Origin of the sequence: Lysinibacillus sp. NPDC097231 (assembly GCF_044761885.1) — a bacterium.
Classification (GTDB): domain Bacteria; phylum Bacillota; class Bacilli; order Bacillales_A; family Planococcaceae; genus Lysinibacillus.
This window is the reverse complement of record NZ_JBIWDH010000006.1, coordinates 128,821-142,711: the sequence shown is the minus strand read 5'-3', so window position 1 is coordinate 142,711 and position 13,891 is coordinate 128,821. Positions and strand designations below refer to the sequence as shown.

The 13,891-nt window shown below is 37.9% G+C and carries 11 protein-coding genes, 1 riboswitch and 1 other annotated feature; all 11 genes read left to right on the top strand.

The window, feature by feature from the left end:
- The first annotated feature begins 639 nt into the window (after positions 1-639).
- The 11 genes from ACIQXF_RS06345 to ACIQXF_RS06295 all read left to right on the top strand — a co-directional run bounded on the left by ACIQXF_RS06345 (position 640) and on the right by ACIQXF_RS06295 (position 13,880).
- Complete coding sequence (locus tag ACIQXF_RS06345) at positions 640-2,334, top strand: AMP-binding protein (RefSeq protein ID WP_402780298.1); 1,695 nt, start codon at positions 640-642, stop codon at positions 2,332-2,334.
- A 245-nt stretch (positions 2,335-2,579) separates the two neighbouring features.
- Positions 2,580-3,161: a fatty acid metabolism transcriptional regulator FadR gene (locus ACIQXF_RS06340; protein ID WP_283869093.1), complete on the top strand. Its 582-nt coding sequence runs from the start codon at positions 2,580-2,582 to the stop codon at positions 3,159-3,161.
- Positions 3,162-3,175: 14 nt separating this feature from the next.
- Entirely contained in the window at positions 3,176-3,949 is a 774-nt protein-coding gene (locus tag ACIQXF_RS06335) for an enoyl-CoA hydratase (RefSeq protein ID WP_402780295.1), read from the top strand.
- A gap of 108 nt (positions 3,950-4,057) precedes the next feature.
- Positions 4,058-4,831: an electron transfer flavoprotein subunit beta/FixA family protein gene (locus tag ACIQXF_RS06330; protein WP_402780293.1), complete on the top strand. Its 774-nt coding sequence runs from the start codon at positions 4,058-4,060 to the stop codon at positions 4,829-4,831.
- Between the two features lie 52 nt (positions 4,832-4,883).
- On the top strand, positions 4,884-5,861 hold the full coding sequence (locus tag ACIQXF_RS06325) for an electron transfer flavoprotein subunit alpha/FixB family protein (protein ID WP_402780291.1): 978 nt from the start codon (positions 4,884-4,886) through the stop codon (positions 5,859-5,861).
- Between the two features lie 212 nt (positions 5,862-6,073).
- Positions 6,074-6,307: a binding site (T-box leader), on the top strand.
- Positions 6,308-6,493: 186 nt separating this feature from the next.
- Positions 6,494-7,843: an amino acid permease gene (locus ACIQXF_RS06320; protein WP_402780289.1), complete on the top strand. Its 1,350-nt coding sequence runs from the start codon at positions 6,494-6,496 to the stop codon at positions 7,841-7,843.
- Positions 7,844-7,987: 144 nt separating this feature from the next.
- Positions 7,988-8,299: a thioredoxin gene (gene trxA / locus ACIQXF_RS06315; RefSeq protein WP_024363864.1), complete on the top strand. Its 312-nt coding sequence runs from the start codon at positions 7,988-7,990 to the stop codon at positions 8,297-8,299.
- Between the two features lie 168 nt (positions 8,300-8,467).
- Positions 8,468-10,255 (top strand): excinuclease ABC subunit UvrC, encoded by a 1,788-nt coding sequence (gene uvrC / locus ACIQXF_RS06310; RefSeq protein WP_402780287.1) that lies wholly within the window; start codon positions 8,468-8,470, stop codon positions 10,253-10,255.
- Positions 10,256-10,347: 92 nt separating this feature from the next.
- A complete protein-coding gene (locus ACIQXF_RS06305) occupies positions 10,348-10,548 on the top strand; it encodes a hypothetical protein (protein ID WP_402780286.1) in 201 nt (66 codons plus the stop codon).
- Between the two features lie 343 nt (positions 10,549-10,891).
- Positions 10,892-11,070, top strand: a riboswitch (Lysine riboswitch).
- Between the two features lie 143 nt (positions 11,071-11,213).
- Entirely contained in the window at positions 11,214-12,440 is a 1,227-nt protein-coding gene (locus tag ACIQXF_RS06300; protein ID WP_402780284.1) for an aspartate kinase, read from the top strand.
- 180 nt (positions 12,441-12,620) lie between these two features.
- Positions 12,621-13,880, top strand: a complete 1,260-nt coding sequence (locus tag ACIQXF_RS06295; RefSeq protein WP_402780282.1) for a methyl-accepting chemotaxis protein — start codon at positions 12,621-12,623, stop codon at positions 13,878-13,880.
- Positions 13,881-13,891 lie beyond the last annotated feature (11 nt).

Genomic DNA, 13,891 nt, shown 5'->3' with positions numbered 1-13,891 from the left:
CACGCAAGTTAATCTCAAAACCGTTTCAAGCGATGGAAATCAATTGTTCAAGCTCTTTGAACAATTGACTTCCATTGCCCACCAAACGCAGTGCGGTAGCTTTGAAGCTCTCACTTTTTTATGTCCACTTTCTTGACAGAAGACCAAAACTGCTCGGGTTGAGTGAGAATTCGCTCAGGTAACCTCAAAAACTGCTCATGTTGAGTGTAAATTCGCTCAAGCAACCTCGAAAACTGCTCAGGTTGGATGAATATCCGCTCCGGTAGCCTCAAAAATCACTCAGCCTTCGACAAAAGTCAATAAATTCAATCATCCTAAATTCCCTTAAACCTAAACTGTCAAAAAGTTACTATAATCCATTAATTATCTTTCATCTATTAAAAAATCATCCATAAAAAATTATTTTTGGGATATAGAAATATTAACTCAATCTATTGCATAAAAAAAGAAAGAATGAATGAGTATTCATAAGGTGTGCCAATTCAAGACCCTGCAAAACACAGTCATAAAAACGTTGTAAAATGCATAATAATTAATCGAAAATACAATTATTTTCTATTTTATGTTTGAAAGTGTATTTCTTTTTCATTATAATTAAAATAAGAATTTACAAAGTTTGGGACAAAGGGGAGAGGACGTATGACAACAAAACCATGGCTAGCAAATTATCCTGAAGAAGTACCATCGTCTTTAACGTTTGAGGAAATTCCTGTGCAAGAGTTTTTGACACGTGCCTATAAAAAGAGTCCATCCAAAGTTGCGATTCATTTTATGGGTAAGGATTTAACGTACACCGAGCTATATGAGTCTGCGCTTAGATTCGCTAACTATTTACAAACTCTTGGCATAGAAAAGGGAGATCGTGTAGCAATTATGCTACCAAACTCACCACAAAGTGTAATTGCTTACTATGGAGCAATGTACGCAGGGGCTGTAGTTGTACAAACAAATCCACTTTATACTGAACGTGAACTGCAATACCAAATGGCTGATTCAGGTGCAAAGGTTATTTTAGCGATGGATATTTTGTATCCACGTGTTATGAAAATCATGAAGGAGACAGCACTTGAAAATGTAATTATCACAGCTATTAAAGATTATTTACCATTCCCAAAAAACTTAGTTTATCCCTTTATTCAAAAGAAGCAATATGGTTTTAGTGTGAAGGTTGAACATAGTGGGCATAATCATTTATTTTCAGAAATTATGCGCTCTTCTCCAATAAAAGTAATTGATAATATTTCATTCGATTTTGAGGAAGATCTAGCGTTACTTCAATATACAGGTGGCACAACTGGTTTCCCAAAAGGCGTTATGCTGACACATAAAAACTTAATTGCCAATACGTCAATGTGTGATGTATGGATGTATAAATGTGTGCATGGTGAGGAAACCATTATGGGCATACTACCATTCTTCCATGTATATGGTATGACAACGGTTATGCTATTATCTGTTTTCACGCAAAATAAAATGGTGCTCCTACCAAAATTTGATGCAGAAACGGCATTGAAAACGATTGATAAGCAAAAGCCTACATTATTCCCGGGTGCACCAACCCTATATATTGGTCTATTAAATCATCCAGACATCACAAAGTATGATTTATCATCTATTAAGGCTTGCTTGAGTGGCTCCGCTTCACTGCCAATTGAGGTACAGGAGAAATTTGAAGCGGTTACAGGAGGAAAGCTTGTAGAGGGCTATGGTTTAACAGAAACATCTCCTGTAACACATTCTACACCTATTTGGGGTAAGCGAGTCGTCGGATCAATTGGTTTACCTTGGCCTAATACAGATTCGATAATTTTACGTACAGGGGATACAGAGGAGCTTCCAGTCGGGGAGGTTGGCGAAATAGCTGTAAAAGGGCCACAAGTTATGAAGGGCTATTGGAATCGACCAGAAGACACAGCAGCATCGTTCGCGAATGGATGGTTTTTAACTGGGGATCTGGGCTATATGGACGAGGAAGGCTTTTTCTATGTCGTTGACCGTAAAAAAGATTTGATTATCGCAGGTGGTTTTAATATCTACCCTCGTGAGGTTGAGGAAGTATTATATGAACGAGAAGAAATTCAAGAATGTGTGGTTGCAGGTATACCAGATCCGTATCGAGGTGAAACAGTTAAAGCTTATATTGTTTTAAAAGAAGGATATTCGATTACGGAAGACGAATTAAATAAATATTGTCGTCAAAACTTGGCAGCTTTCAAAGTTCCACGCTATTATGAATTTAGAGACGAACTACCGAAAACAGCGGTTGGGAAAATTTTGCGTCGTACATTAGTGGACGAAGAAAAAACAAAATTGGCGAATAAAGAAGCAAAATAAATACGCGACAAAGTATTGACAAGCAAAGGTGTAAAATATAATATGAAAATATGAATGAATAACCATTCATATTTTCATTTTTTTTGGTTAGCACGTCACGTCCTTGCCATTTGCCAGATGAAAATACTTTTGAAATTACTGGCCATAAAGGATAGCATCTTGTAAATAAAAGGCGTTTTTTATAAAGAATCGTTGATTGAATATGGATGTAGACGTGTGTATGTATTTTAGGTGGTGATATAAAAGTGAAACGAGATAAGCCAAAGTATAAACAAATTATTGATGCAGCTGTCATCGTTATTGCAGAGAATGGGTATCACCAAGCGCAAGTATCGAAGATCGCAAAACAGGCAGGGGTGGCCGACGGAACAATCTATTTATATTTTAAAAATAAAGAAGATATATTAATTTCTGTCTTTAATGAAAAAATGGCTGTTTTTGTAGAGTCATTACAAGATATAATAGAAAATGGAAGTACGTCTAAAGACAAACTTTCAAGAATGATAGAAAATCATTTTAATGTTCTAGCGACAGATCGATACTTAGCAACCGTCACACAATTAGAACTACGACAATCGAACAAGGATTTACGACTAAAGATCAATTCGGTGTTAAGAGAGTATTTACAATTACTTGATCAAATTTTAATCGAAGGTATGCTTTCAGGTGAGTTCAATCAAACGATGGATGTACGCTTGGCACGTCAAATGGTATTTGGAACAATTGACGAAACCATTACGTCGTGGGTCATGAATGACTATCGATATGATTTGATAGAACAGGTTCCAAAGGTTCAGGCATTAATTCTGAACGGCATTAAAGCTTAAAAGGATGTGGAGAAATGGAATTTCTAAGTTGGAAAGTTGAAGATGGAGTAGCGATTATTACGATTGCACGCCCACCAGCAAACGCATTATCTCGCGGAATCATTACCGAAGTAAATGCTGTGCTAGATGCCGTTGAAAACAATGACGCTGTACGTGTCCTTGTACTTCATGGTGATGGCCGTTTCTTCTCAGCAGGTGCAGACATTAAGGAATTTACAGAAGTTGAATCTGGCGATGAATTTACAAAGCTAGCGAGCAATGGGCAACAAGTATTTGAACGAGTTGAATCGTTCTCAAAACCTGTTATTGCTGCTATTCATGGTGCCGCACTTGGTGGTGGTCTTGAACTAGCAATGAGCTGTCATATGCGCTTTGTGACAGAATCTGCAAAATTAGGATTGCCTGAATTACAATTAGGTCTAATTCCAGGGTTCGGTGGCACACAACGTTTGCCACGTTATGTAGGGGTTGCAAAAGCTGCAGAAATGATGTTTACAAGTGAGCCAATTTCAGGCACAGAAGCTGTACAATGGGGTTTAGCGAATCGAGCATTTACAGAAGAAGCATTATTTGAGGAAACATTAAAAGTTGCGAAGAAAATTGCAAAGAAGAGCCCAATTGCTTTAAAAGCAGCTATTCAAACATTGCAATATGCTAAGCATGCTTCATTCTATGAAGGTATTGAGGCAGAGGCAGAATCCTTTGGCACTGTATTCGTAACGGAAGATGCTAAAGAAGGAATTCAAGCATTTATTGAAAAACGCGAGCCTGTGTTTACTGGCAAATAATATTCCATCAGTGTCGATAGTGTTTTAAAAGAGTGTTATCGACACTGAAAATATATAATATTTATAATTTTACTTAGAAATAAAAAACGTTCCAGGAGGTATGGATATATGAATATTTTTGCATTAATTAAACGTACGTTTGATACAGAAGAAAAAATCGTTGTGTCGGGTGGCAAAATCCAAGAGGATGGCGCTGAATTTATCATTAATCCTTACGATGAATATGCAATTGAAGAGGCAATCCAAGTACGTGACGCTGCTGGTGGCAAAGTGACAGTAGTGACAATTGGTGGCGAAGATGCAGAAAAGCAACTGCGTACAGCTCTTGCAATGGGAGCAGATGAGGCAGTTCTTATTAATACAGAAGACGATTTAGATGAATTGGATCAAAATGCAGCAGCCTATATTTTAGCTGAATATTTAAAAGATAAAGATCCTGATCTAATTTTAACAGGAAACGTTGCTATTGACGGTGGTTCAGGTCAAGTGGGTCCACGTGTAGCAGATTTAATAGGTATTAACTATGTAACAACAATTACTAAGCTTGAAATTGACGGAACATCTGCGAAAATTGTACGCGATATAGAAGGTGATTCAGAAGTTATCGAGACATCTTTACCACTTTTAGTAACTGCTCAACAAGGTTTAAACGAGCCTCGTTACCCATCTCTACCAGGTATCATGAAAGCGAAGAAGAAACCGCTTGCAGAACTTGAGTTAGATGACTTAGATATCGATGAAGACGATGTAGAAGTGAAGATAGAAACTGTTGATATTTTCTTACCAGCTCAAAAGGCAGCAGGTCGTGTTCTTGAGGGCGATCTTTCTGCACAAGTAAAAGAGCTAGTAAACCTACTTCATACAGAGGCGAAAGTAGTTTAAGTAAACTGATGACGCGCAAATCGAATTTAAAGGGTAACGGAGGGAATATACTATGTCAAAAAAAGTATTAGTATTAGGTGAAGTACGTGAAGGAAGCTTACGTAATGTTTCTTTCGAAGCAATTGCAGCAGCCAAACAAATCTCAGATGGTGGCGAGGTTGTTGGAGTTCTTTTAGGGGATGCTGTGGCAGATTTAACGGGTTCTTTATTCGAGTATGGAGCAGACCGCGTTGTAACGGTGGAACATCCACATTTAAAACAATATACATCTGATGGATATGGTCAAGCCTTATTAGCTGTAATTGAACAAGAAAACCCAGCTGGTATCGTATTTGGTCATACAGCAAACGGCAAGGATTTATCGCCGAAGATTGCTAGTAAATTACAAGCGGGTCTTGTATCTGATGTAACTACTATTGAAGGTGCTGGAGATGATGTTGTATTCATCCGACCAATTTACTCTGGTAAAGCTTTTGAAAAAGTTAAAGTAAAAGACGGCTTGGTATTAGCTTCAATCCGTCCGAACAATATTGCACCGTTAGAAAAAGTAGAAGGTAAATCAGGTGATGTATCTTCTATCTCTGTAGATATTACAAACCTTCGCACTATCATTAAAGAGGTTGTACGTAAATCTTCAGAGGGTGTAGATCTTTCAGAAGCAAAAGTAGTTGTAGCAGGTGGTCGTGGCGTAAAATCAGAGGAAGGCTTCGAGCCATTAAAACAGCTGGCTGACTTACTTGGTGGTGCAGTTGGGGCTTCACGTGGTGCATGTGACGCTGAATACTGTGACTATTCACTTCAAATTGGTCAAACAGGGAAGGTAGTAACACCTGATCTTTATATTGCTGCGGGTATTTCCGGTGCAATTCAGCACTTAGCAGGTATGTCAAACTCAAAAGTAATCGTTGCGATTAATAAAGATCCAGAGGCAAATATTTTCAAAGTGGCAGACTACGGTATCGTAGGTGATTTATTCGAGGTAGTGCCTCTTCTAATCGAAGAATTTAAAGCGTTAAAAGTAAACGCATAATTTTATATTTGTCGCAGGGAGGAGTTATCTTCCCTGCTTTTTTTGTTAAATTTTTTGAGTTTTAAAAGTTATTGCAAAATAAAGTGTTGACATAGTTAATTTTAGACCGTATAGTGATGAATATTAATTCGACTTTTTTAGCGGGTCAAACATCCCTGAAATAGAAGAACTCAGTCTAAGAATGCCACACCCTGTGGCGAATAATAATGTTTTGAAACGCAAAGATTAGGAGTAGTAAAAGCTCATTATTTGGTGAAGAGAGCTGCGGGATGGTGCAACGCAGTCCAAAAAGACTTTGAACTTGCCTAGGAGTGGTAAGATAAATGGAATTGACAGATTATTCTATTTGTTTGACGATTAACCTTCGTTATAAGGTTTTTAAGCAGGGTTCTTATAGAACCAATTAGAGTGGTACCGCGGTTTGCTTATGGCATATCGTCTCTTCTTTCATTAGATAATGAAGGAACAGACGATATGCCTTTTTTGTTTTCGTTTAGTCTAAAGCGCTACATCCACTAGGTCACTTTGATCCCTTGGGCAAAAGTGGAGGAGTGCTTAACTTCGGGCTCTCCAGCGCTTAGCGGATGTAAACGAGCGCTTTAGCGCATTTGTTCATTTTAGGAGGTAAAGAAATGGAAAGAAATAACCAGAAATTACAGAGAACAATGACCTCACGGCATATTACGATGATGGCTTTAGGTGGTGCCATTGGTGCAGGGTTATTTAAAGGGAGCAGTGCAGCCATTGATATGGCAGGGCCATCAGTACTTTTTGCGTACTTACTAGGTGGGGTTATTCTGTTATTTGTTATGCAAGGTCTTGCGGAAATGGCAGTCCGTAATAGCGAAGCTAGAACATTTAGAGATTTAGTTCAAACAATTTTAGGGAAGTATCCAGCTTATTTTCTAGATTGGATCTATTGGAAAATGTGGGTTTTAAATATTGCGGCAGAATCTATTGTTGCGGCCATTTTTATTCAATATTGGCTACCAGATTACCCAATTTGGATACTTGCATTATCTGTTTCGGTGTTAGTTACAGCCATTAACTTGTTATCAGTGAAAGTTTTTGCTGAAACCGAATATTGGCTGGCGTTAATTAAAATTACAGTTATTGTGGTGTTCATCATCGCAGGAATAATTTTATTACTTGTTACTTTTGGTAATCATACGGCTGTTGGTTTTTCTAATTTAACGGAACACGGTGGTTTCTTCCCTAACGGATCAACAGGGTTAATTGCTGCAATGCTTGTGGTTATTTATTCTTATGGTGGTACTGAAATTATTGGTATTACATTAGCTGAAACGAAAAATCCTGAAAAGGTAGTGCCAAAAGCTGTTCGTAGTACATTAGTACGTATTGTGACTTTTTATTTACTGCCTTTCTTTATTATCGTTAGCTTGATTCCTTGGAACGAGGTTAATGGGGTGCCTGAAAGTCCATTCGTGATGGTTTTTAAAATGATTGGAATTCCTGGTGCTGACCATATTATGAACGCTGTTGTTATACTCGCCATTATTTCATCAATGAATTCGGGACTTTATGGTTCATCACGGGTTCTGTATACACAAGCTGTAGACGGACGTGTTCCTAAAATATTTGCACATTTATCGAAAAGAAAAGTTCCGGTATATGCCATATTAATGTGTACTGTAGCTTTATATATGGCCGTGATTTTTTCTTTATTTGCGGGAAGCAAAACCTTTGATTTCCTAATGGGTTCACTTGGATACACCGTGTTATTTATTTGGTTAATTATTGCGATTGCGCATCTGAAATCGCGTAAAAAACAACCCGAAAAAACAAGTGCCTATGCGGTAAAATGGTTCCCTTATACAACTTGGATAGCTATTATTGCATTAAGTGCAATCCTGGTTGGTATTATTTTTACAACATCTATTATTGTAACCGGTATTACATTAGCTATATATCTCTTTATAACGTTAACTTATGTCTATAAAGGTCGTTTTCAAGAAAATTAGGCATAATAGTAAATTAACTTAATGCCTTTTTTTGACTCTTTTATCCTTGATTTTCTTAAATTATGCAATCTAGGCAGATTGTTCGCTCAAGTGAATTTATCCATGCTATACTACAAACATAGTAAGTTTAAGGAGGATTTCAAAATGGCAATTGTACATGCAACAGATGCAACTTTCCAGGATGATATTAAAGAAGGACTAGTACTAGTAGACTTTTGGGCTGCTTGGTGCGGACCTTGTAAAATGATTGGGCCTGTTCTTGAAGAAATGGATGCTGCAGGTAGTGCGGCTAAAATTGTAAAAGTGGATGTTGATAACAACCAAGGTACTGCAGCGCAATACCAAATTATGTCTATTCCGTCATTACTATTATTCAAGAACGGTGAATTAGTAGACAAAACAGTAGGCTTCCAACCAAAAGAAGCTTTAGAAGCATTTATCGCAAAACATGCTTAATCTGTAATACATGAAAAGTCGAGCCATCAATAGATGTGCTTGGCTTTTTTTCGTTATATAATAAAAAGAAAAAGCGAACATTATCATTAGTATTTACGATCTGATTGGAAGCTAAAGTTGTATATAAGAGACCAATGCAAGATTTTAAAAAGGGGGAGCAGGTAGGTAATGAATGATTTAATTAAACGCAAGCTTGATATTTTACCAGATCAGCCTGGCTGCTATTTGATGAAGGATCGGCAAGGAACAATTATTTACGTTGGAAAAGCAAAAATACTGAAAAATAGAGTACGTTCGTATTTTACTGGTACACATGAAGGGAAAACACAGAGGCTTGTAAGTGAAATTGAAGATTTTGAGTACATTGTAACTTCATCTAATATTGAAGCTTTAATTTTAGAGCTTAATCTTATTAAACTACATGATCCGAAATATAATGTCATGCTGACGGATGATAAAACGTATCCGTATCTAAAAATCACAAATGAAAAACACCCTCGTCTTATTACAACACGAAAAGTGAAAAAGGATAAAGCAAAGTATTTTGGACCATATCCGAATGCATATGCAGCAAGCGAGACGAAAAAGCTACTCGATCGTTTATATCCGCTTCGAAAATGTGTACAACTACCGTCAAAAGTTTGTTTGTATTATCATATGGGGCAATGCCTAGCACCTTGCGTGAAAGATATTGATGCTCAAATATACCACGATATGATAGAAGATATTACAAAATTTTTAAATGGTGGTGTTGAGGCAGTCAAAAAGGAGCTAGAGGTAAAAATGCTAGCGGCTGCGGAAAATTTAGAGTTTGAACGTGCAAAAGAGTTTCGTGATCAAATTGCTCATATTGATACAGTGATGCAAAAGCAAAAAATCGTCTCAAGTGATACAACAAATCGCGATGTATTTGGCTTTGCTGTTGAGAAAGGATGGATGTGTGTTCAAGTCTTCTTTGTTCGTCAAGGAAAGCTCATTGAGCGAGATGTCTCGATTTTCCCAATTTATCAAGATGCAGAAGAGGAATTCTTAACATTTGTTGGACGATTTTATGACAAGCTAGAGCACATTAAGCCAAAGGAAATTTTTATTCCACAGTCCATTGATGCGGCAATTTTAACAGAACTACTAGATGTGAAGGTGCTGACACCAAAGCGTGGACAAAAAAAGGAGCTTGTTGATTTAGCAACTAAAAATGCTGAAATTGCAGTAGCGGCTAAGTTCCAGCTTATTGAACGTCAGGAAGAACGAACAATAGGAGCTTGTGAGGCGCTTGGTGAAGCTATGAGTATTTCTACACCTTTACGAATCGAAGCTTTCGATAATAGTCATATGCATGGGACAGATGCTGTATCAGCGATGGTTGTATTTGTCGATGGGAAACCTGCAAAGAAGGAGTATCGAAAGTACAAAACACGCACAGCTGCTAAGCATGACGATTACGGGGCAATGCAGGAAGTAATACGTCGTCGTTACACGCGTGTATTAAAAGAAGGATTACCATTGCCAGATTTAGTGCTAATAGATGGCGGGAAGGGGCAAATGGAAGTCGCGCGAGAAGTATTAGAAGATGAGCTCGGCCTAGTCATTCCGATTGCCGGATTAGCAAAAGATGAAAAGCATAATACGTCACAGCTATTATTTGGTGATCCGCCTCAAGTCATTGCCTTAAAGCGTACAAGTGATGGATTTTATTTATTGCAACGAATTCAGGACGAGGTACACCGCTTTGCGATTACCTTCTTACGTCAACAGCACGAAAAGCATGCCATTCAATCTGTACTTGATCATATCGAGGGTATTGGTCCAAAGCGAAAACAGCAATTACTTAAGCATTTTGGCTCTGTCAAAAAAATTCGTGAGGCAAGTGAGCTGGCATTGCAGGAGGCTGGAATGCCTGCAAATCTAGCTAGCAATATATATACCTATTTTCATTCAGCAGATAGTTTTTTGTAGCGAAAGCAAAGCGTCAGCTACAGAAGACTCCCGCCTCTAAATGTGGTGAGAAAAAGTAGATAGATTTCCTTTTCCAAATACCTACTGAAATAGTGGAACTCAGTCTAAGAACGGAACGCCACGTCCTGTGGCAATTTATCTGTGCGAAAGCGAAGCGACAGCAACACGGTTTTATCTGTGCGAAAGCGAAGCGACAGCAACATGGTTTTATCTGTGCGAAAGAGAAGCGACAGCAACATGGTTTTATCTGTGCGAAAGCGAAGCGACAGCAACAACAACACACGACTGAGTGACCAACATCACGTTGGCCCAATGCCTCCGGCGGATGTCACGGATTTTCAAAGGAGGCCTGCACGAGGGCCGACACGATGTCGGTCATTTCGGTAATGCCACAGGACGTGGCGTTTTTACCGATGTAGGTCAGTTAACCGTTGTCACAGGAAGTGACGGTTTTAGGTTAACTTCCTACAAATGGCACAATTCAAAATTCGGACGCAATTTTGCTAAGGCGAAATTGATTTTATACAAGAGACATTGTCAAAGGATTAGACATGTGCTAAGGTTGTATATAACATTGATTACCAATATAACAATGTTATATTCGGCTATGGCTAAACTAAATATATTCACTATTTAAGTGATGATAGAGGCGCAAGGTTCAACAGTAGTACATTGGAGGACGAACAAGTCCAGTGAAAATGTATGAAAGGGGAGCTTGCCGAAGTGGAGCATCGTTGTTTCCGATGCTGTACTGGTTTTGCATTTAAGAGATGTAAGACTGTCGAATCTAAACGTTTCGGAGAGCTATCACACATGCGCAAATTACTTTTATTGTACATGTCTAGGCAGCTTTCACGTTATGTGAGAGTTGCCTTTTTGCTTTTCTTGAGACAAATATTTTTTCACAACAATTAACCTTTATGAGAAATGCTTTGACTAAAGAAGGAGAATGAGAAGGATGGAGAGAATTGTCATAAAATTTGGTAGTGCTACATTAGCATCAACAGAGCAAATTCATGAGATTGCGAAAAAGGCGATTGTAGAAAAGGACAGAGGTTTTGATGTTGTGGTTGTAACTGCAGCAATGGGAAGCACGGCTAAAGAAATAGTAAAGATGGCGCGGCAATTATCAGATGATGTGTCAAAGCGTGAACTTGATGTACTACTTTCAACGGGTTCACAGCTTTCAAGTGCGCTAGTTGCAATTGCTCTTCAGGAAGAAGGATATGATGCAGTGTCATTAACAGGATGGCAAGCAGGTATTCAAACAGAAGATATGCATGTCAATGCACGTATTGATGATATTGATGTTAGTCGAATAGAAGAGCATTTTGCACAGGGACAAATTGTAATCGTTGCTGGGGAACAGGGCATCAATTATTCACGGAATATTACGACGCTTGGTAAAGGTGGAGCAGAAACAACGGCTGTAGCCATCGCAGCAGCATTGAAGGCGGAGCGAGTAGATATTTACACAAATGTGGATGGAGTCTATACGGCTGATCCAAATCAAGTTACCAGGGCACAAAAGCTAAAAGAAATTTCCTATGATGAGATGCTAGAGCTATCCAATTTAGGCTCAAAAATTTTACACCCACGAGCAGTAGAGCTAGCAAAGAAGTTTCAAATCCCAGTTATTATTCGTTCGAGTGAAATAGATACGGTAGGTACTTTATTGAAGGAGGAAGTAGAAATGGAGAAAAATTTAATAGTACGTGGTGTTGCCTTTGAGTCAGATGTTATTCGCCTAACAGTTGGCTATGATGCTTATTCCGATGCTTCGTTAGCAGATATATTCACAATACTTGCAGAAAATCGGATAAACGTAGATATAATCGTACAAGCAATAATTGATGGCTTGAAACCGACAGTATCGTTTACCATTTTGAAAGAGGAATTTGCAGAAGCATTACGTGTTCTTGAAGACAGTAAAGTATCACTAGGGTTTAGTTTTGCTGATTTTGAAATCGGCTTAGCAAAAGTCTCTATTATTGGCTCAGGGATGGCGTCTAATCCAGGTGTCGCTGCTCGAATGTTTGATCGATTACGTCGTGAAGGTATTCCAGTAAAAATGGTCAGCACATCTGAAATAAAAGTGTCTGTCGTTGTACCTCAGGACGAAATGATTCGTGCAGCAAATGCATTACACGATGAATTTAATTTAGAACAAGCGCTTTACATTTAACTTCTTTCAGCTTTTGGTAGAGAAAGCGAAGCGACAGGTACAGAAATTGATTCATGAATAGGATGTGTCAGTAAATGGCATATCCTATTTTTGTTTACATCTTTTTAATACTTTATCCAATTTTATTGTTATATAATAAAATGTATGACATGTTTTACCAAGGAAAAGGTGGGAATTTGTATGGCGTTATTCGGTTTATTTCAAAAGCCAATAGATGAAAGCGTTGAGACACACAACGCTTTAGAAATACAAATATTAAAAAAGAGAGTTCTTGAATTGGAACTTGAGCAGGAAACCATTGATGTGAAAAATGCGATATTAGACTTCGTACTAGCACATATGGAGTTGATTAATTGTCAAACGACTTTAAAGGTTCAAAGTGTCTCGGCGAGAGTAGGGGATATTTCAGCAATGAGTGAAGAAATGTCGTCAAATACAGAAGAGATTCTTGCGGTCGAGCAAAATGTTAATGCAAATATTCAGGAAATAAAACAGCATTCGATATTACTTGTTGAAGAAATGGAAACATCCATCACAAAAGGAGAAATGGTTCAGGAGTTGTTAGCCGTAGGAGCTCATTCAACAAAACAGTTAAATGATGAAATGACTAAAATGAATGATATTGGTAAAAGTGTAACTGGGATTGCCGATCAAACACAACTACTAGCCTTAAATGCCTCAATTGAAGCAGCACGTGCTGGTGAGCATGGAAAGGGTTTTAATGTTGTTACGATGGAAGTAGGGAAGTTAGCCAACAGCTCGAAAAATTCATTGCAAGAAATGACGAACATTCGATCATTCATAGATAAGAAGGTGCAAAATACTATAACAAATATCGAACAAGTCGAACATTACTTCACTGACTTTTTAAATATAATGAAGGACAATATTGCTAATCTAACCGTAACAAGTAAAAATATTGAAGAAGCAGCGCACGGAATTCATCAAATAACTGCTGCATCAGAAGAAAATGTTATAGCTATAGATCGTTTAGCAGTAACAACGACGGAATTATCACACACAAGTGACTTCTCGGATATTATACAGAACCAAGTATCTGAAATGTTAAAGGCTATTGTACCGACAATTCGAAAGCCCTTAGAGCAAACAGTAGTTAGCCAATTGGCAGCTAGATTAATGGATCATGCTAGTTTTTTACGATATGCTATTCAAAAGGCTGGACATAAAGAAACTTTAAAAACGCATCATCAATGTGCGTTCGGGAAATGGTATTATGGGAATTTTGAGCAATATCAGAATTTACCAGAGTATCTTCATATAGAAAAACCTCATGAATTAGTACATACGGCAGCGCAAAAACTAGTGAATGAACTGTCAATTATTAATTTAGAAGAAATGATTCAACATTCACTTAATATTTTAGAAGCCTTTATTTCGTTAATAGATGTGCTTTTAAAAGAAAGGCATGCTCAACTATAAAGTGAAACTAT